Source organism: Vreelandella venusta, from assembly GCF_015689495.1.
In the GTDB taxonomy this organism is placed as follows: domain Bacteria; phylum Pseudomonadota; class Gammaproteobacteria; order Pseudomonadales; family Halomonadaceae; genus Vreelandella; species Vreelandella venusta.
In genome coordinates this window covers 394,709-412,840 of the sequence record NZ_CP065135.1, presented here as the reverse complement: position 1 = coordinate 412,840, position 18,132 = coordinate 394,709, and the positions used below count along the sequence as shown (strand labels likewise).

General features: G+C 53.7%; 18 protein-coding genes. 14 read left to right on the top strand and 4 right to left on the bottom strand.

What is annotated here, in order from left to right:
- Positions 1–38: 38 nt before the first annotated feature.
- Entirely contained in the window at positions 39–1,238 is a 1,200-nt protein-coding gene (tyrS, locus tag IR195_RS02055) for a tyrosine--tRNA ligase (RefSeq protein WP_125745201.1), read from the bottom strand.
- Between the two features lie 116 nt (positions 1,239–1,354).
- On the opposite strand from tyrS, the gene IR195_RS02050 reads away from it, so the two are divergent.
- Positions 1,355–2,497 carry an anhydro-N-acetylmuramic acid kinase gene (locus IR195_RS02050; RefSeq protein WP_206048634.1) on the top strand — a complete coding sequence of 381 codons (1,143 nt, stop codon included), beginning with the start codon at positions 1,355–1,357 and terminating at the stop codon, positions 2,495–2,497.
- A 35-nt stretch (positions 2,498–2,532) separates the two neighbouring features.
- On the opposite strand, the gene IR195_RS02045 is transcribed toward IR195_RS02050, so the two are convergent.
- Entirely contained in the window at positions 2,533–2,685 is a 153-nt protein-coding gene (locus tag IR195_RS02045) for a hypothetical protein (protein ID WP_372374330.1), read from the bottom strand.
- On the opposite strand from IR195_RS02045, the gene IR195_RS02040 reads away from it, so the two are divergent.
- From IR195_RS02040 to IR195_RS02015, 6 genes are all read left to right on the top strand, one after another.
- Positions 2,675–3,391, top strand: coding sequence for a YggS family pyridoxal phosphate-dependent enzyme (locus IR195_RS02040; RefSeq protein ID WP_206048633.1), 717 nt, complete (start codon positions 2,675–2,677; stop codon positions 3,389–3,391). The genes IR195_RS02045 and IR195_RS02040 overlap by 11 nt on opposite strands.
- 79 nt (positions 3,392–3,470) lie before the next feature.
- Positions 3,471–4,295, top strand: a complete 825-nt coding sequence (gene proC, locus IR195_RS02035; RefSeq protein ID WP_146942874.1) for a pyrroline-5-carboxylate reductase — start codon at positions 3,471–3,473, stop codon at positions 4,293–4,295.
- A 29-nt stretch (positions 4,296–4,324) separates the two neighbouring features.
- Positions 4,325–4,918 (top strand): YggT family protein, encoded by a 594-nt coding sequence (locus IR195_RS02030; protein WP_125745193.1) that lies wholly within the window; start codon positions 4,325–4,327, stop codon positions 4,916–4,918.
- A 64-nt stretch (positions 4,919–4,982) separates the two neighbouring features.
- Positions 4,983–6,179 (top strand): homoserine O-succinyltransferase MetX, encoded by a 1,197-nt coding sequence (gene metX, locus IR195_RS02025; RefSeq protein ID WP_206048632.1) that lies wholly within the window; start codon positions 4,983–4,985, stop codon positions 6,177–6,179.
- The gene (metW, locus tag IR195_RS02020) at positions 6,179–6,772 is read left to right on the top strand and encodes a methionine biosynthesis protein MetW (RefSeq protein ID WP_125745189.1); all 594 of its coding nucleotides are present in this window, start codon (positions 6,179–6,181) and stop codon (positions 6,770–6,772) included. Before metX ends, metW begins: the two co-directional genes overlap by 1 nt.
- Before the next feature lie 48 nt (positions 6,773–6,820).
- Complete coding sequence (locus IR195_RS02015) at positions 6,821–7,282, top strand: DUF4426 domain-containing protein (RefSeq protein WP_125745187.1); 462 nt, start codon at positions 6,821–6,823, stop codon at positions 7,280–7,282.
- On the opposite strand, the gene sfsA is transcribed toward IR195_RS02015, so the two are convergent.
- Positions 7,279–8,007, bottom strand: a complete 729-nt coding sequence (sfsA, locus tag IR195_RS02010) for a DNA/RNA nuclease SfsA (RefSeq protein WP_206048631.1) — start codon at positions 8,005–8,007, stop codon at positions 7,279–7,281. The two genes, IR195_RS02015 and sfsA, sit on opposite strands and share 4 nt — an antisense overlap.
- Positions 8,004–9,164, bottom strand: a complete 1,161-nt coding sequence (locus tag IR195_RS02005) for an aminotransferase class I/II-fold pyridoxal phosphate-dependent enzyme (protein ID WP_125745183.1) — start codon at positions 9,162–9,164, stop codon at positions 8,004–8,006. Before IR195_RS02005 ends, sfsA begins: the two co-directional genes overlap by 4 nt.
- 186 nt (positions 9,165–9,350) lie before the next feature.
- Here IR195_RS02005 and dksA point away from each other — a divergent pair, with 186 nt between their 5' ends.
- From dksA to folK, 7 genes are all read left to right on the top strand, one after another.
- Positions 9,351–9,788 (top strand): RNA polymerase-binding protein DksA, encoded by a 438-nt coding sequence (dksA, locus tag IR195_RS02000; RefSeq protein WP_009723720.1) that lies wholly within the window; start codon positions 9,351–9,353, stop codon positions 9,786–9,788.
- 126 nt (positions 9,789–9,914) lie between these two features.
- Positions 9,915–10,814: a tRNA glutamyl-Q(34) synthetase GluQRS gene (gene gluQRS / locus IR195_RS01995; RefSeq protein WP_125745181.1), complete on the top strand. Its 900-nt coding sequence runs from the start codon at positions 9,915–9,917 to the stop codon at positions 10,812–10,814.
- Position 10,815: 1 nt separating this feature from the next.
- Complete coding sequence (locus IR195_RS01990) at positions 10,816–10,992, top strand: hypothetical protein (RefSeq protein WP_009723722.1); 177 nt, start codon at positions 10,816–10,818, stop codon at positions 10,990–10,992.
- A complete protein-coding gene (locus tag IR195_RS01985) occupies positions 10,982–13,927 on the top strand; it encodes an ATP-binding protein (protein ID WP_146942883.1) in 2,946 nt (981 codons plus the stop codon). Before IR195_RS01990 ends, IR195_RS01985 begins: the two co-directional genes overlap by 11 nt.
- Positions 13,905–15,290: a sigma-54-dependent transcriptional regulator gene (locus IR195_RS01980; RefSeq protein ID WP_125745179.1), complete on the top strand. Its 1,386-nt coding sequence runs from the start codon at positions 13,905–13,907 to the stop codon at positions 15,288–15,290. Before IR195_RS01985 ends, IR195_RS01980 begins: the two co-directional genes overlap by 23 nt.
- 888 nt (positions 15,291–16,178) lie before the next feature.
- The gene (gene pcnB / locus IR195_RS01975) at positions 16,179–17,564 is read left to right on the top strand and encodes a polynucleotide adenylyltransferase PcnB (RefSeq protein ID WP_146942885.1); all 1,386 of its coding nucleotides are present in this window, start codon (positions 16,179–16,181) and stop codon (positions 17,562–17,564) included.
- Positions 17,565–17,571: 7 nt separating this feature from the next.
- Complete coding sequence (gene folK, locus IR195_RS01970; protein ID WP_146942887.1) at positions 17,572–18,093, top strand: 2-amino-4-hydroxy-6-hydroxymethyldihydropteridine diphosphokinase; 522 nt, start codon at positions 17,572–17,574, stop codon at positions 18,091–18,093.
- Positions 18,094–18,132: the final 39 nt, after the last annotated feature.

Here is an 18,132-nt window from a genome sequence, read left to right as displayed (position 1 = left end):
TCTTGGCAAGTAGTTTTTTGAGAAAATTATCAAAAACGTTAGCTAAGTGTCACACGAGCATAACGCTTCTTACCCGCCTGGATAACGTAGGCACTCCCCGTAGCCAGCATCGTGTCTTGGGCAACAACATTTCCATCGACTTTCACACTGCCGTTTTTCAACATGTCTTTGGCTTGCGCACTGTTCTTGGTCAGGCCAGAGCGATTGAGTACTGCTGCGATAGGCGCCTGCTCATTACCTTCGAAATCTACTGCTACTTCAGGCAGGTCTTCCGGTAACTCACCTTCCGCGAGTTGATTACCCGCCGACTTGTGCGCATTAGCGGCCGCTTCATCGCCGTGGTAACGGGCAATCAGCTCACGGGCTAGCTCCATTTTCACGTCACGCGGGTTAGCCCCCGCCTCTACGCTCTGCTTAAGCGCATCGATCTCTTCGTTGGATTTCAAAGAGAGCAGCTCAAAGTAACGCCACATTAAGCTATCGGGCATAGAGACGAGCTTATTGAACATAGAGCCCGGCGCTTCATCGACACCAACATAGTTACCCAATGACTTGGACATTTTCTGCACGCCGTCCAGCCCTTCGAGCAGTGGCATGGTGATCACGACCTGAGGCTCTTGGCCGAAGTGCTTTTGAATTTCTCGGCCCATCAGCAGGTTAAATTTCTGATCGGTCCCGCCTAACTCAACATCCGCCTCAAGCGCGACTGAGTCGTAACCCTGGACAAGGGGGTAGAGAAACTCGTGGATCGCGATAGATTGGTTAGCTTTATAACGCTTTTCAAAATCATCACGCTCAAGCATCCGCGCGACCGTGCTTTGCGCTGCCAACTCAATCATTTTAGCGGCGCTTAATTCACCAAACCATTCGGCGTTAAAGCGCACCTCGGTCTTTTCGGGGTCGAGGATTTTAAACACCTGCTCTTTATAGGTTTCAGCGTTGGCTTTTACGTCGGCCTCGGTGAGCGGTTTACGAGTAACGTTTTTGCCAGTGGGGTCACCGATACGACCAGTGAAATCCCCGATCAAGAAAATAACGGTATGCCCGAGATCCTGGAACTGGCGCATTTTCGTCAGCAGCACACTATGCCCAAGGTGCAAATCAGGTGCTGTCGGATCAAACCCTGCTTTAATACGCAGCTTACGGCCAGACGCCAGCTTTTTCTTTAGCTCATCCTCTACCAGGATTTCATGCGTGCCTCGCGACAGTAGCGCTAACGCCTGATCCACCTCACTCATTGCCTCTCTCCATGTAATATGTGCCATATATAGGCGTCAGATATTGAATAACCGGCGATGTTACCATGCCCTCTCGCCTTGGTTGAGCCTTCACTACGTTTTGGATGAGCTGCTTTATGAAAACGCCCCACCCTACCTTACCGTCGTATTATGTTGGCTTAATGTCGGGCACCAGCCTGGACGGCATCGATGCGGCGTTGGTCGCTATAACGCCGCACTCGCCACCGGAGCTCATTGCTACGCATGCGTCGCCCATGCCTCAGTCGCTTCATAACCTGCTGCTGAACTTGTGTCATGCCGAGCAAGTGAGCTTTGCTGAGCTGGCAGCGGCCGAAACCGAATTTTGCCAGCTACAGGCAAACGCCGTGAAAGCACTGCTGACTCAGCAGCAGATCTCAGCAGCGCAAATTAATGCTATTGGTAGCCATGGACAAACAATCGAGCACGCTCCCAGCGGTCATCACGGCGGCCCTGCCTATACACTGCAACTTGATAACCCCAGCCTGTTGGCCGAATTAACCGGCTGCACGGTGGTGGCTGATTTTCGCCGACGCGACTTAGCCGCTGGTGGTCAAGCCGCGCCGCTTGCACCAGCATTTCATCAAGCCCTGTTTGGTCGCCAGACAAGCGAGCAGCTTGTTTTAAACCTAGGAGGCTTTGCGAATCTGACGTGGCTACCCAGCGATACCAGCATTCCCGCCATTGGCTTTGATACAGGACCCGCTAATGTGTTGTTAGATGCCTGGTTCTCTAAGCATCACGACGGTCGCTTTGATCAAAATGGCACCTGGGCCTCTCGCGGGCAAGTCGATCAAGCGCTATTAAAACGCCTGCTAAGCGAGCCGTTTTTTCACCAGCCGCCGCCGCGCAGCACCGGACGCGAACTCTTTCACTTGGCTTGGCTAGAAAACAAGCTAACGGGCAATGAAACGGCTTGCGATGTGCAAACCACATTAGCGGAACTGACCGCAATAAGCGTTGCACAGGGCATTCAGCAACTGTCCGCGACCCACAACAGCATGACGTTAATTGCATGCGGCGGCGGAGCACATAACAGTTATTTAATGGCAAGACTCGCGGCGCATTTGCCCCATGCGACCTTTAAGTCTCCCGCAGACTTGGGCTGGCCAGAAGACTGGATTGAAGCAGGCGCTTTTGCTTGGCTCGCCCACCAACGTTTACATGGTCTGCCCGGCAACTTACCTTCCGTCACCGGTGCTAGCGGCTGGAGAGTTCTGGGTGGCATTTACGCCTGCTGATTGACATCAGCGCCCCCCATGGCAGCTAGATTAAGTCAACGGTTAGCACCAGTAACACGTATCATAGGTGGATGCTTGGCAAAAAAGTGACGATCAGATGCGTTCTGCTTTGCCGAGAATGCCAGCAGTTCGGTAATATCCATTTCTCTTTTCCCAGCAGCGGTAAGGTGCTTGAGTATGACAGACATCGCGCTTCCCGAGTCACTCGCCCAGGCCAGCGAACGCCTGAGTAACGCATTAAAAAAGGCTGAACGCCCACTCGATAGCGCAACGCTGCTAGCCGTTAGTAAAACAAAACCCGCTTCCATGATTCGCCAAGCCTGGCAGCATGGACAGCGTGAATTCGGCGAAAACTATCTGCAAGAAGCACTGGAAAAACAAGTCGAACTGGCCGACCTAGACGGTATTGTGTGGCATTTTATTGGCCCACTACAGTCCAACAAAACCCGCGCAGTGGCAGAAAGCTTCGCTTGGGTACATAGCGTTGACCGCTTAAAAATAGCCAGACGGCTTAGCGAACAACGCCCGGAACACTTACCGCCACTCAACATTTGTTTGCAGGTCAATATTAGCCACGAAGTTTCGAAGTCGGGCGTCATGCCCAATGAAGTGGTGGCACTAGCGAAAGAAGTGGCCGCTTTGCCACGTCTAAGTCTACGTGGGCTCATGGCGATTCCGGCCCCGGCTAACAACCTTGCAGAACAGCGGGCGCCGTTTGCGGCCTTGCGACAACTTTTGGAAACCCTTCAGACAGCGCTTCCGGATGCTCCTCTGGATACGCTATCGATGGGGATGAGCGACGATTTAGAAGCCGCTGTTTTAGAGGGCGCAACGCTGGTACGTTTAGGAACGGCGATTTTTGGCGCACGCACCACTCAACACGCGGCTCAGTAGCACTGCTAATCGAAGAGCGTAAAGACGACTGACCTCCATGCTGCCCAATGCAGCTTTTTTACCCAATAAGGATACCCACATGGCGAGCAAGATTACCTTCATTGGCGCAGGCAATATGGCCAGCGCCATTATCGGCGGCCTCATCGATAGTGGTGTGTCTCCTAGCGACATCACTGCCACCGCACCTAATGAAAGCGAGTTAACGCCTTTAGCAGCGCGCTTAGGAATTAACACAAACACCGATAATAACGCCGCCGTAGAAGACGCCGACGTGGTCGTACTCGCCGTAAAGCCCCAGATTATGCGCAGCGTATGTGAAGCGATGCGGGATAACGTACAACAGCAATCACCGCTGATCATTTCTATTGCAGCAGGTCTGGACGCAGCCACCATTGACCAATGGCTAGGCGGTAATAATGCGCTGGTTCGTTGCATGCCCAACACGCCTGCATTGGTCGGCATCGGTGCCAGCGGCTTATATGCCAATAGCGCGGTGAGTGAGGAGCAACGCACGCTAGCAACGCAGCTTATGGAAGCGGTTGGCATTGTGGAGTGGGTTGCAGAAGAGAGCCTGCTTGATGCGGTAACCGCGGTATCAGGCAGTGCGCCAGCTTACTTCTTTCTGATGTTTGAGGCGATGGAAGAGGCCGCTGTCAAACTTGGCTTGCCTGCCGCCACAGCGCGACGCTTGGCTATTCAAACAGCGCTAGGCGCCGCCACTATGGCCCAGCGCAGTGACAAAGACCCGGCCACACTTAAACAAAATGTTATGTCGCCAGGCGGCACGACAGAACGTGCTATTCAGCACATGGAAGATGCGCAACTACGCGCCACCATCGCCGACGCCATGCAGGCCTGTGCCCAGCGCGCAGAAGCAATGTCCAAGGAACTTAGCGCTAACTAAATACACAACTTTGCAACGGAGAGGCCGCAATGGGTAGTCAAGTGGGCAGTGCCGGGTTAATGCTCGTTAACTCGTTAATCAATATTTATTTATTCTTACTGATGTTGCGCTTTTTGCTGCAAGCATCGCGGGCGGATTATTACAACCCGCTTAGCCAATCAGTAGTTAAAATCACTCAGCCTGTTGTCGGGCTATTTCAGGGCTTCTTAGGCCCCGTCGCTGGGCGCTTTGACCTTGCCACGTTGGCCGCGGGTTTTGTGTTGAAAGTGGTTAGCATGGTGGCCATTTTCATGGTGATTGGCGTTGGTATGCCGCCCATCCCAGGACTACTGATTGCTGGCATTGCGGCACTGGCTAACGCCATATTAAAGATCTATTTCTTTGCCATGATTGTGATGATTATCCTGAGCTGGGTCGCCCCTAATGCTAGCCACCCAGGCGCGCTGTTGGTGATGCAGCTAGTCGAGCCCATTATGGCTCCTGTTCGGAAAGTCATTCCGCCGCTGGGCATGATCGATTTATCACCCATCGTGGTGTTTATTGCGATTAATTTGGTGGATGGCTTAGTAGTGGGGTCCTTGATTCGCGCTGCGGGTATCTCTGGCGCACTGGTTGGGCTGTAACTGCGCAATATTCCCCAGGGCCTCTTTTTAGCAGGATTTATTTTTTGCAGGACTAGCGCTTTCGATGCCTGATTCAGACACTCTCACTTTCGTTGACCGGCCGGCGGACTCCGTTGGCCTTGTCACCCCTAATGTAGCGAAATTTGACACGCCACTCCCGCTTGCTTGTGGCAAGGTGCTGCCTGAGTACGAGCTTATCTACGAAACCTACGGCACGCTAAATGCTGAGCGTAGTAATGCTGTGCTAATCTGCCATGCGCTATCAGGACACCACCATGCAGCGGGCTATCACGGCGACGAAGACCGTAAACCTGGCTGGTGGGATGCTCATATCGGCCCTGGAAAATCTATCGATACCAACCGTTTTTTTGTGGTATCGCTAAACAATCTGGGCGGCTGCCATGGCAGCACAGGCCCTGTTAGCCACAACCCTGAAACCGGCCGCCAGTGGGGCCCTGATTTCCCCATGGTCACTGTCAGTGACTGGGTAGCCAGCCAAGCGCGCCTGGCCGACCAACTAGGCATTGAGCGTTGGGCTGCAGCAGTGGGCGGAAGCCTGGGTGGTATGCAGGTGCTTCAGTGGACAATGACTTACCCTGAACGTGTCGCCAATGCGGTAGTGATTGCTGCCACCCCTCGGCTTTCCGCCCAGAATATTGCCTTTAACGAAGTGGCTCGTCAGGCGATCCGTTCTGACCCTGAGTTTTTCGGCGGCTGGTATGCAGAGCACGATACGGTCCCCAAACGGGGCTTGAAACTGGCACGCATGGTGGGCCATATCACCTACCTTTCCGAAGATGCAATGGGCAGTAAATTTGGCCGCGACCTGCGCAGCAACGATTTGAACTTTGGGTTTGATGTCGAGTTCCAGGTTGAGTCTTATCTACGCTATCAGGGCGATACATTCTCCACCGCCTTTGACGCTAACACCTACCTGTTAATGACCAAGGCTCTTGACTACTTCGACCCAGCAGCCAATCAAGCAGGCGACCTAGCCAGCGCTCTAGCACCAGCCAAGTGCCCTTTTCTGGTCGTTAGTTTTACGACTGACTGGCGCTTCCCACCTTCTCGCTCTCGAGAACTCGTCGACGCACTCATCCGCGCAGGCAAATCGGTTAGCTATGCCAATATTGACTCTCCTCACGGGCATGATGCCTTCTTACTGCCCGAGCCACGCTACCACGCTCTGTTCAGCGCATTTATGACGCGCATCGCCCGAGAGCTGAATATCGAAGAAACAGCCAGGGAGGAGACCCTGTAATGCGTGCGGACCTTGAACTGATTTACGACTGGGTGCCCCAGGGGGCTCACGTGCTGGATTTAGCCTGCGGTGATGGTGCTCTACTTGAGCGCCTAGCACAGGAGAAAAATGTTACCGGCTATGGTTTAGAGATCGACCCCGACGGGATTACCCAGTGCGTTTTCAGGGGCGTGAACGTTATTGAGCACAACCTGGATGATGGCTTGGGTAGTTTCAGCGACAACAGCTATGATCAAGTCATTATGACTCAAGCGCTTCAGGCACTACGCCGTCCGGATAAAATGCTTGATGAAATGTTACGCGTCGCCGAGGAAGGCATTATCACTTTTCCTAACTTTGCTTATTGGCGGCACCGAATTCATCTTGGCCTACGTGGCTATATGCCGGTCTCTAAATCGCTACCTCATGCCTGGTATGACACACCCAACATCCACCTTTCGACCTTTAACGACTTCGAGCACCTGTGTCGTGAAAAAGGGTTGGTGATTGTTGATCGCGCGGTAGGGGTTGGCGACCACAAAGGACACTGGACATCAAAGTGGTGGCCCAACTTATTCGGTGAAATTGCTATTTTCAGAGTGCGCCGTCGCTAATTAATTTTATGTTAACTCGCCATATCGCCCCATAAGAGGAGACCAACCATGGTTTATCGAGCGTTACGCAGAACGACCCTGCTTACTACGCTGCTTTGCTCACTGCTCCTCGCCACACAAGCGGTAGCTGAGCAGCTAGTACGGATAGGCGACTATGAGATTCATTACAGTGCCGTGGCCACCAGCTTCCTCACCCCAGAAGTTGCCCAAGCGCACGGCATTCAGCGCAGCGCAGGTCACGGACTGGTTAATGTGAGCGTACGCGAACGCCAAGAGGACGGCAGCACCCGTGCTGTTAACGCCAGCGTACAAGGCCACGTAACGGGGCTCACCGATGCACAAGAAACGCTAAACTTCCGCACTGTGCACGATGGTGATGCCACTTATCACTTGGCCACCTTTGCCTTGCGCCACGACGAGCCCACACGTTTTAACTTGGACGTTCGCTACGACCGCAATGCCAGTCCGGAGCGGGTCAGCTTTATTCAGCGTTTTTATATCGAACGTTAAATTCGCACCGGTAGCGGTCGTGTTAATCGCACCGCTACCGGCGCTCCTGCCTGCCAATCTAGCGTAATACCGTAAGCTAACACCTCAACCCCAGCCTCTACCGCTGCGGCTAACGCCGCCGCATAGATAGGATCGATATGGGCCGCCGGGGCTACATCGTGAATACCTTCATGGGCGACACAAAACAACAGCACGGCCCTTTCGCCCTGTTCAACAAGCGTGGTTAAGGTCTGCAAATGCTTGGTGCCCCTCGTGCTGACCGAATCAGGAAAGTAACCATGCCCATCGGCTTCTTTAAGGGTGACCTGCTTAACTTCAACAAAAACGTCGCCCTTATCAGGATCACTCAACCGAAAATCGAGCCTTGCGTCACTGACTTTCGCTTCCCGTTTGAGTGTTTGATAACCTGCCAATGGACCAATATCACCGGCTAAAATGGCCTCCTCCACGATGCGGTTGGCACGGCCAGTGTGGACAGAAGCCAGCGCGCAGGCACCATCTGGCTCCGGCAACTCAATCCATTCCCACGTCCAGGCCAGCTTGCGCTTGGGATTATCACTCCGTGACAGCCATACGCGACAACCGGGCACATTCACCGCCTTCATCGAGCCCGTGTTGGGGCAATGGGCGACGACTTCCTCGCCACTCTCCAACCTTACATCGGCTAAAAAGCGTTTATAACGACGCAGCAACACCCCAGGCACCAACTCAGCATAGGTCGTCATAGTCGCCCCACGAAACGGCCAATGCGTTCTACGGCCTCCTGTAACCGTTCAACGCTGTTAGTAAAGGCGATGCGTACATGGTGTTCGCCACCCTCGAGCGCAAAATCAATGCCCGGAGTAATTGCTACGTTCTCCTCGACCAGCAACCGCTCACAGAATGCCTGGCTATCTCGGCTGTAATGGGAAATATCCAACCATAGATAAAACGCCCCTTGAGGTGGCAAGTCTGGGGCAAGCCCCAACTGCGCCAGCCCGTCCAGCAACACTTGGCGTCGCTGTTTGAGCGTCGACCTACGCGCTTCCAAAATGTCGCGACACTCTGGAGTGAAGGCGGCCAACGCCGCATGCTGGGAAGGGGTCGGCGCGGCAAGGAAGACATTTTGCGCCAGCCTAGTAAGCGGCTCGACGGCGTGTTCAGGCGCCACCAACCAGCCCAAGCGCCAGCCTGTCATACCGAAATATTTAGAGAAGCTATTGACCACGAAGGCCTGGTCGGAAAGCGATGTCGCCGATAGCGGTGCATCGTCATAATTCAAGCCTTGGTAAATCTCATCGACAATCACGTCACCGCCTTTCGCAGCTACGGTGTTGATGACTGCAGTTAGCGCCTCAGCGCCTAACGTATGTCCTGTAGGGTTAGACGGGGAAGCTAGCATGGCTAAACTCGTTTTAGCTTGCCAGTGTTGCTCAATCAGCGGTGCCGTTAACTGCCAACCGCTTTGGCGACCCACGGGAATGGCATCAATTTCTGCGCCAGCTAGGGCCATAAAGTGACGGTTACACGGATAATTGGGATCGGCCATCAACACACGGTCACCTGTTTCGACCAGTAATTGGCTAGCCAGCAACAGTGCTCCAGAGGCTCCTGGAGTCACCAAAATACGTGAAGGGTCAACGGTGGCATTAAAATGCTCAGCGTAATTTCTGGAAATGGCTTCCCGCAGCGATGCTAGGCCTGCCGCAGGTGTATAGCGCGTTTTTCCTGTCGCCAGCGCTTGCTGGCCTGCTGCTACAATCGGTGCCGGCGTCGCGAAGTCAGGCTCACCGACTTCTAGGTGAATCACATCGTGGCCGTCGGCCTCTCGAGCCTGGGCCATTTCCAATAGATGCATCACGCGAAAAGGTGCAACGTGATTTACACGTGAATTCCAAGCCATAACGGTTCCTTCACTAAATGGTTGAGAAATCATGACGCAGGTCGTTGAAGAGGCAAGACCATGGTCGAAAATGCGCTATTATGCTTGCATAGCGCGCATTTTTCAGCTAAACAAGCATCCCTTTGGCGTGAGATCGTGACATACACTCATGGTCGATCAGCAGTCACATACGTAAGGGGCACTCCCATGCCAGTAGCGGAAAAGAAACCGGAAGCGTCCAAGTCCTTCACCCCGTATGAGCCAGCACCGGGCGAAGAGTATATGAACGAGAAGCAGCTCGCGCACTTCCGCCAGCTCCTTCTAGACTGGAAACAAGATCTCATGGAAGAGGTGGATCGTACCGTACGCCACCTGCAGGAAGACGCTAATAACTACGCTGACCCCGCTGACCGCGCTACTCAAGAAGAGGGCTTCAGCTTGGAACTGCGCACTCGAGATCGCGAACGCAAGTTGCTGAAAAAGATCAACGAAACCATCGAGAAAATCGATGAAGACGACTACGGCTTCTGTGAAGCCTGCGGCGTTGAAATCGGCATTCGTCGCCTTGAAGCCCGCCCCACGGCAACGCTGTGCGTAGACTGTAAAACGCTGGCAGAGCTTAAAGAGAAACAGCTCGGTGGCTAACCATCGGCGCGAATACGCTATAAGCTGCTAGTTTGTTACAAGCTAAAGCGTCCAACGGGCACCCTTGAGGTGCCCGTTTTTGTTTGTCATCTTGTGGCGCTATTTGGACAATTGATTCGGGCTGTCATGACCCATACCACGCATTACCGGGGACGTTTCGCTCCCACACCGTCAGGGCCACTGCACCTTGGCTCGCTAGTGGCCGCCCTAGGCAGCTACTTAGACGCCCGCGCTGTTGGCGGGCAGTGGCTGGTACGCATTGAAGATATCGACCCGCCCCGCTGCCCTGAAGGCGCAGCTGATACCATTCTGCGTCAGCTTGACGCCTTCGGGCTTCATTGGGATGAAACGGTGCGCTGGCAACATCACCGCCATACGGCTTATCAGCAGGCGCTCGATCAACTAGCAGACCAAGGCTTGGCGTATCCGTGTAGCTGTTCGAGAAAGCAGTGGCAAGCGTTTTCAATCTATCCCGGCTGGTGCCGCAAAAGCGTTCGTGATACTACAAAGCCGGTTGCCTGGCGGCTGCGCAGCGACCTAGCAAAGCGCCCTATTACTTGGCAAGATCGGCTTTTTGGTTTTCAACAGTTCGACCCTGACGTTTTGGGCGATGTTGTGCTTAAACGCAAAGATCAGCTTTGGGCTTATCAGCTTGCCGTTGTAGTCGATGATGCGGACCAAGGCATTACCGATATTGTGCGCGGTTACGACCTGCTGGATAACACGCCCTGGCAAGGCCAATTGCAGCAAGCGCTAGGCTTATCAACTCCCCGCTATCTGCATTTACCGCTCGTCGTTACTCAAGATGGTCAAAAGCTCTCTAAGCAAAACCTGGCCCCTGCACTAGCCAAAAACGCCGACGGCATTCGCCAACAGCTGTTTCAGGCACTGCAGTTACTCGATCAGGCCCCACCACGCACACTGGTTCAAGAGCCACCCGAAACGCAACTAAACTGGGCAATAGCACATTGGTCTGTTGAAAAGCTTGTTGCTACCACCCACCGCCGCTATCAATCAGAGTTTTAATATGTACGTTTATCGCATACTGCTGTTCTTGGTGTTTGGCGGCTATTTGCTTTCGCCGTTACTAATGGACGGCTGGGGAGATCCAAGCGTTGCCTGGTATCGCCCATTTGCTATTTGGGGCGGTCTGATCGCGCTAACGCTATGGCTTGAGCAAAAAAGGAAGTTAGATGAGCGTTGAGCTTTTTGGAGTAGTGCTGCTGGGCTTAGGCTATCTTGCCTTACTGTTTGCCTGCGGCATGGCCGTAGAGCGGGGCTGGGTACCAGTGCGCATTACGCGCCACCCGATTGTGTATACCCTGGCGCTGGGCGTATACGCCAGCGCCTGGGCAATCTATGGCAGCGTGGAACTTGCGGCGCAAGCAGGCTTTGGCTACTTGGCATATTACCTCGGTGCAGCCGGGGCCTTTCTGCTGGCTCCCGTACTGCTTGTGCCCATACAACGCATTACCCGCACCTACCAGCTCTCTTCACTGGCGGATCTATTTGCGTTTCGCTATCGGTCCCGTTGGGCGGGTACCCTGGTAACACTGATCAGCCTGCTAGCCGTGATGCCACTGCTGGGTATCCAGGTGCAAACCTTAAGCGATGCCGTCTACCTGCTCACTGGCAGCCGCTATAGCGCAGCGGCTACCCTGCTATTTTGTGGAGTGATCGCAGGCTGCGCGGTATTGTTTGGCGCACGCCACAGCCACCGACATCGGCACGATACGCTACTCAGCGTGATTGCTTTTGAATCGATCATTAAGCTACTGGCGATGCTTGGGCTAGGAGCCATTGCACTGTGGTGGGTATTTGATGGGGCTCACGGATTACAGCAGTGGCTAGAAGGGCCAGGAGCCGCGGCCCAAGCCGCAACACCACAACTTGAAGCCCCACAATGGCGCACCCTGCTACTGCTGTTCTTTGCGGCCGCTTTTATGATGCCGCACCTGTTTCAGATTACCTTCGCCGAAAGTCTTTCCCGCCATACCCTGCTTCAAGCCAGTTGGACATTACCGCTATTTTTGCTGCTGATGGCACTTCCAGTGCCTTTAATCTGGTGGGCGGCACAATCAACAAACGAGACGGTTCCCGTCGCTGCCTACGCCGCCTTCTTGATGTCAGAACACTGGTGGGTAGGCGCGCTAGCTTTTATCGGCGGCCTTGCCGCCGCCAGCGGTACGATGATGATGATTGCACTGGCTCTATCAGGCATGGTGCTAAACCACGTAGTGCTAGTAGCTCGCCCGCCCGAGGCGCGTAGCGATTTATACGGCTGGCTGCTCTGGCTACGCCGCGGCTTAGTCGTCGCTGCGATTGCTGGCGGGTGGCTATTTGCTGAAAGCGTTGGTCGCTACCATTCGCTAACAAACTTAGGGCTCGCTGCATTTGTAGGCATGGCACAGTGCCTGCCTGGCATGCTGGCGCTATTGTACTGGCCCGGCGCGAACCGTAAGGGCATGATCGCCGGGCTAATGAGCGGCATTATTATTTGGCTGTGGGGCCTATGGTTGCCGCTTTTGCTTGATCTCCCTATGCTCTCGCTGCCTTTCATCCCCTTGATGTCTGCCGATGCCCCCATTTGGTATAACGTTACGCTTGTTTCCTTAGCGGTTAATATTCTACTGCTGCTTATAGTGTCGCTATTTACCCGCATCTCAGAAGGAGAACGCTCGGCAGCCGAAGCATGTTCCGTAGATGCGGTCATTCGTTCAAAACGTTTACCACTGGAAGCCGCTACGGCGGGAGACTTTCCCACTTATCTTGCCCAAGCGTTGGGCGATGAAGCTGCCAGCCGTGAAGTGGACCGCGCACTGGCAGCGCTAAACCTGACGCCTCAGGAGCGCCGCCCCTATGCACTGCGCCGCCTGCGCGACCGAATCCAGGCTAACCTATCCGGTTTAATGGGGCCTTCCGTTGCGCGAGATATTGTTGACCGTTACCTGCCCTACCGCCACGACGACGCACCGGTTACTGACGATATTCATTTTGTTGAAAGCCGCCTTGAAGCTTACCGCTCTAGGCTCACTGGCCTGGCTCGGGAACTGGATGGCTTGCGCCGTCATCATCGACAAACGCTAGCCTACTTGCCGGTAGGCTTGTGCGTGTTAGGCGACGATGATGAGCTGTTAATGTGGAATGAGGCGCTTTCATCACTGTCCGGGATTAGCGGTGATAGCGTGATTGGCTCACGCCGCGATAGCCTGCCCCCACCCTGGCCCAATTTGCTCGGTAGCGTACTCAACGCCAGCCATACACCGCTGTATAAACAAGCAGTATCGCTCCATGGCAAGGATTACTTCCTCACCCTTCACAAAGCGGTGTTAAGCGGACACGACAGCCGTGGCGGCAGCGTGATTTTGGTAGAAGACCATACTGAAATGAAGTGGCTAGAAGAAGAGCTTGTCCACGCTGCACGCTTGGCATCCATAGGGCAACTTGCAGCAGGCGTGGCACATGAAATAGGCAACCCTATCACGGGCATTTCATCACTGGCTCAAAACTTGCGCTACGACACCGATGATCCTGCGCTACTGGAAACAGCTGATCAAATTCAACAGTTAACCCAGCGAGTCACCAAGATTGTGAACTCGCTGGTCGGTTTTGCTCACGGTGGCCGTCAGACTCTGCCACTGCCGACATCTCCTGCTTCACTCTTTAGCGTTAGCGAAGACGCGTTGCACTTGATTCATTTAGTGCGCTCGGGGGAGGATGTAAGCTTTACCAATGACTGTCCGGATGACATCGTAGTGCGTGGCGATGCTCAGCGATTAACCCAGGTCATGGTCAACTTACTGAGCAATGCCAAAGATGCTTGCGACGCTCAGGGCACGGTTCATATTGAAGCGGGCAAACAGGCAAGCCATGCTTGGTGGCGAGTCACCGATGATGGCCACGGCATTGACCCAAGCGTGAAGCATCGCCTTTTCGAGCCGTTCACCACGACCAAGCCTGCCGGCCAAGGCACTGGACTCGGGCTCTCGCTGGCCTACCAAATTATCAATGAGCACCAAGGCAAAATAGAGGTTGCGTCACCGCCTCCAGGAAAGCCTCGCGGCACTGCCATCACGCTTTGGCTACCGCTTTACCAACAGGATGATCACCTACCTCATGCCCAGGATACTGATTGTTGAAGATGAAGCGATTATTCGCAGCGCTTTAAAGCGTTTACTCGAACGTCATAGCTATACCGTCAGCGAAGCGGGCAGCGCAGAAGAAGCACGCGATTTGGCTCCTAGCGAGTTTGATCTAGTGATTAGTGATCTGCGACTGCCAGGTGACCCTGGTACCGCCCTCATTGAGGCCGCAGCACCTGCGCCGGTATTAATAATGACCAGCTATGCGAGCATGCGTTCAGCAGTTGACGCGCTAAAACAAGGGGCTGTGGACTATGTTGCTAAACCATTTGATCACACCGAGCTTTTAGAAACCGTCGAACGCATTCTGCATAAACAGTCGATGCAGCAAGGCACGCCTCCAGATATCACCGATGAAGGTGGTAGTCGCCAAACCATGATCGGCAATTGCACGGCCATGCAACAGGTTTATACGCGTATCCGTAAGACAGCCCCAGCAGACGTTACCGTGCTGATTCAAGGAGAATCTGGTACAGGCAAAGAGCTCGTTGCTCGGGCCATTCATCAACAAAGCAAACGCGCTAATGCATCGCTAATTTGTGTGAACTGCGCGGCAATACCGGAGACGCTGATCGAGTCAGAGCTTTTTGGACATGAGAAAGGTGCATTTACCGGCGCTAGCGCTTCCCGAACCGGGTTAGTGGAAGCCGCCGACGGCGGCACTCTATTCCTGGATGAAATCGGCGAGTTGCCGCTGGATGCCCAAGCGCGACTGTTACGCGTGCTGCAGGAAGGTGAAATCCGCAAGATTGGTTCCGTCGAAACACGCCATGTGGACGTTCGCCTGATCGCCGCCACCCATAGGGACTTGCGCGCTCTGTCAAAAAGCGGCGAATTCCGACTAGATCTCTACTACCGTCTCAACGTTATGCAGATTGAACTGCCACCGCTGCGTGACCGTGAAGAAGACGTATTGAAAATAGCCGATATCCTGTTAGACAAAGCCTGCCAACGTCATGATCGCCAAGGGCTTCGTTTATCACGGGCTTCCCGTCAGGTGCTACGCGACTACCCTTGGCCTGGTAACGTACGCGAGCTCGAAAATGCCCTGGAGAGGGGCGTAATTCTCGCGGAGGGGCATTTAATTCACCCTGACGACCTAGGCCTTGGCCCTGTTACCAACCGCCCTATTTCATCTTCAGGTAACAGCTCCTCATTAACCAATGACTCCTCAGCGCCGAGTGGGGATGACGATGACCTCTCCCTTGAGGACTATTTTCAGCATTTTGTGCTGGAACATCAGGATCAAATGAGTGAAACCGAGTTAGCCCAAAAATTGGGAATTAGCCGTAAAAATTTATGGGAGCGGCGCCAGCGCTTAGGCATTCCACGTAAAAAAACCGCACGCCGCCCCAATTAGGCGCGGCAGTACTTATACTCAACCACTCATATACACCCTCTAAGACTAACGTCTAATAGATTGATTTCCATAAGAAATATCCAAAACCCACCCATACGTTACTGTTACCTTCCCACACAACACGCTCTCAAAATCTCTTAAAAACGGGTAACACTATGCGCTGCGATTAGTTCCCTGGCATAGCCAATAAATTACAAGCTACTGAAAATAAAAGAATAAAAAATGGGTGGCACAGCAAGTGCAATATTACTGGGCAAGAAGAACAAAATGGGCAGCGCGGACGTCGCTAACAAAAACAACATGACACCGCCCCGACCTGAGCCAAAACAAAAACAACAGGGCCAGGCAGAGATCACAGTACTAACAAGAACAACAGGCTTGAGTCTCACGACTTGCTAGCGCTAAGCAGAATAGGCGCAGCGAACAATAACAACAGTTAGCAAGTGCCCAAAAAAGGACGCGACGTACACAAAGAATCTGCTTCCAAACAAAAACAACAGCAGCATGTGTGTACACCCCGGAAACAATAACAACACGCCGGGAGAAAAAGTTCGCAGTTGGATTATTGTTTTGAATACGAGGCGGTCGGAATCAGACTGGTTCTCACGCCTACCGACTGCGGTGCGTATTCAGAGCGATGTGCCATCATGAAGAAAAACAGCAGCATGGACGCTGATTGTCTGCTTTACAGGGGAGGCTTTTATAGCCTCCCCTTTCCGCGTTTAAGGGCAGTCATCTTTTACAAACCCTGCTCGAGTGCTTTGCAAGCCTCAAGGGGTCGGCTACACTCAGCAACTTACCGCTAACCTTGCGGTCATTTTATCGCTACGTTCTCGATACCGTTTTCGATAATACTGTTTTCGATACCCTGCGAGTCGATATCGCCGCATGTTTAAAGGATTTACCCGTTTATTACATAGCCCGGGAGAGCACTTGAAATCCCTGCTCGATTCCCCAGAGAGCGCCGCAGACGCGCTCAGTCCCCGTATTATTCCACGCTCCGAGCACCCTGTTTCTCGTCAGCAAATCAGTGAGGCTGCGTTAAAGGTACTCTATCGCCTCAATGGCGCAGGTTTTGATGCCTATCTGGTTGGCGGCTGCATTCGTGATGCATTGCTAGGCAAGGTGCCGAAAGATTTCGACGTTGCCACGAATGCAACGCCGGAGCAGGTGCGCGATCTGTTTCGCAACTCGCGGCTGATTGGTCGGCGTTTTCGCATTGTGCATGTGCGCTTTGGCCGCGAAGTCATTGAAGTTACCACTTTCCGCGGCAAGCCTCAGGACGAGCACGGCGACCATATTGCCCAGCAGTCTGACGATGGCCTGCTATTGCGAGATAATGTGTGGGGCAACATCGAAGAAGATGCTCTACGGCGCGACTTCACCGTGAATGCGCTTTACTACAATATTGCTGACTTCACGATTCATGACTTTGCCGATGGCGCACGTGATATTGAGTCGCGTACGCTGCGACTGATTGGCGACCCCGCTACCCGCTATAGGGAAGACCCCGTGCGCATGCTGCGGGCGGTGCGCTTTGCGGCCAAGCTTGATTTCACCATCGAGCCAGCCACTGAAGAGCCGATGTACGATCTGGCGCCGCTGCTGCTGCAAATCCCTCCCGCCCGTTTATTTGATGAAGTCCTCAAGCTATTCATGTCAGGGCATGGCTTAATTACTTTCCGCTTACTGAGCCATTACAACTTGTTTGGCATGCTATTCCCCGAAGCGGAAGAAGCGATGGCGGATGCCGCCTGGGCCGAAGAGCTGATTGAGCAAGCGCTCACTAACACCGATAAGCGCATTGCAGAAGGTCGACCAGTCACGCCAGCTTTCCTGTTAGCCGCCTTTTTGTGGGCGCCCGTAGCACATCGCCAAGCCGAGCTTGAGCGTGAGGGCATGCCCGCAATTCCAGCGCTGCAAACTGCCGCACAGCAGGTAGTCACTCGTCAGTTACAGCATATTTCGATCCCCAAGCGCTTTGGCATGCCCATGCGCGATATTTGGGAGCTACAGGCGCGCCTTCCCCTACGCCGCGGCAAGCGGGCATTTCAAACTCGCGAACATCCACGTTTCCGAGCCGCCTACGATTTGCTGCTGTTGCGTGAACAAGCAGGTGAAATACCGCGTGGCTTAGGCGATTGGTGGAGTGCCTTCCAGCAAGGTGATGAACACGAGCAGCTTCGGCTGTTACAGAAAGTGGGAAGTGATCCGGCAAGCCAAGGGGATCGGCGACGTAAAAAACGGCGCAAACCGCGTAAAACAGAGCAGTGAGAACACAATGCCACTTGCTTATATTGGTCTAGGTAGCAATCTGGATGATCCTGTCAGCCATATTCGCCAAGCCCTACGAGAACTGGACAAGCTGCCTCTTTGCCAACTTGTGGCTCAGTCGTCCTTATACGCTACACGACCAATAGGGCCACAAGATCAGCCAGACTTCATTAACGCCGTAGCTGCCCTTGAAACTACGTTTTCACCGTTGGCACTGCTAGATCAGCTTCAAGGGCTGGAACAACGCCACCGCCGCCGGCGACTGCGTCACTGGGGGCCACGCACGCTGGATTTAGATCTGCTGCTTTATGATCAAGACACGATCGTGCGCCCTAGGCTTCAGGTGCCTCATCCCCATATGCATAAACGCGCCTTTGTCCTAGCGCCTCTTGAAGAACTGGTGTCTGCCGCTCAATCAGAGCCAATAGTGCTTTATCAACAGCCGCTTGCAGAGTGGCTGAAGCAGCTTGAGCAAAGCGGAATACAACGGTTAGACAACCTAAATGCTACCGTGACTGCTACCGTCTGACACAAATCTCGACACCAAGCCCCCATTCAGGTAACAATT

What these genes read in the sequence shown, in the direction of transcription:
- metW (WP_125745189.1), top strand. Translation starts at nt 6,179, where the DNA reads ATGCGTGCGGACCTTGAACTGATTTACGACTGGGTGCCCCAGGGGGCT.
- IR195_RS01980 (WP_125745179.1), top strand. Translation starts at nt 13,905, where the DNA reads ATGCCCAGGATACTGATTGTTGAAGATGAAGCGATTATTCGCAGCGCT.
- IR195_RS02015 (WP_125745187.1), top strand. Translation starts at nt 6,821, where the DNA reads ATGGTTTATCGAGCGTTACGCAGAACGACCCTGCTTACTACGCTGCTT.
- IR195_RS02005 (WP_125745183.1), bottom strand. Translation starts at nt 9,164, where the DNA reads ATGGCTTGGAATTCACGTGTAAATCACGTTGCACCTTTTCGCGTGATG.
- IR195_RS01985 (WP_146942883.1), top strand. Translation starts at nt 10,982, where the DNA reads ATGAGCGTTGAGCTTTTTGGAGTAGTGCTGCTGGGCTTAGGCTATCTT.
- gluQRS (WP_125745181.1), top strand. Translation starts at nt 9,915, where the DNA reads ATGACCCATACCACGCATTACCGGGGACGTTTCGCTCCCACACCGTCA.
- proC (WP_146942874.1), top strand. Translation starts at nt 3,471, where the DNA reads ATGGCGAGCAAGATTACCTTCATTGGCGCAGGCAATATGGCCAGCGCC.
- metX (WP_206048632.1), top strand. Translation starts at nt 4,983, where the DNA reads ATGCCTGATTCAGACACTCTCACTTTCGTTGACCGGCCGGCGGACTCC.
- IR195_RS02040 (WP_206048633.1), top strand. Translation starts at nt 2,675, where the DNA reads ATGACAGACATCGCGCTTCCCGAGTCACTCGCCCAGGCCAGCGAACGC.
- tyrS (WP_125745201.1), bottom strand. Translation starts at nt 1,238, where the DNA reads ATGAGTGAGGTGGATCAGGCGTTAGCGCTACTGTCGCGAGGCACGCAT.
- dksA (WP_009723720.1), top strand. Translation starts at nt 9,351, where the DNA reads ATGCCAGTAGCGGAAAAGAAACCGGAAGCGTCCAAGTCCTTCACCCCG.
- IR195_RS01990 (WP_009723722.1), top strand. Translation starts at nt 10,816, where the DNA reads ATGTACGTTTATCGCATACTGCTGTTCTTGGTGTTTGGCGGCTATTTG.
- folK (WP_146942887.1), top strand. Translation starts at nt 17,572, where the DNA reads ATGCCACTTGCTTATATTGGTCTAGGTAGCAATCTGGATGATCCTGTC.
- IR195_RS02030 (WP_125745193.1), top strand. Translation starts at nt 4,325, where the DNA reads ATGGGTAGTCAAGTGGGCAGTGCCGGGTTAATGCTCGTTAACTCGTTA.
- pcnB (WP_146942885.1), top strand. Translation starts at nt 16,179, where the DNA reads ATGTTTAAAGGATTTACCCGTTTATTACATAGCCCGGGAGAGCACTTG.
- IR195_RS02050 (WP_206048634.1), top strand. Translation starts at nt 1,355, where the DNA reads ATGAAAACGCCCCACCCTACCTTACCGTCGTATTATGTTGGCTTAATG.
- IR195_RS02045 (WP_372374330.1), bottom strand. Translation starts at nt 2,685, where the DNA reads ATGTCTGTCATACTCAAGCACCTTACCGCTGCTGGGAAAAGAGAAATG.
- sfsA (WP_206048631.1), bottom strand. Translation starts at nt 8,007, where the DNA reads ATGACGACCTATGCTGAGTTGGTGCCTGGGGTGTTGCTGCGTCGTTAT.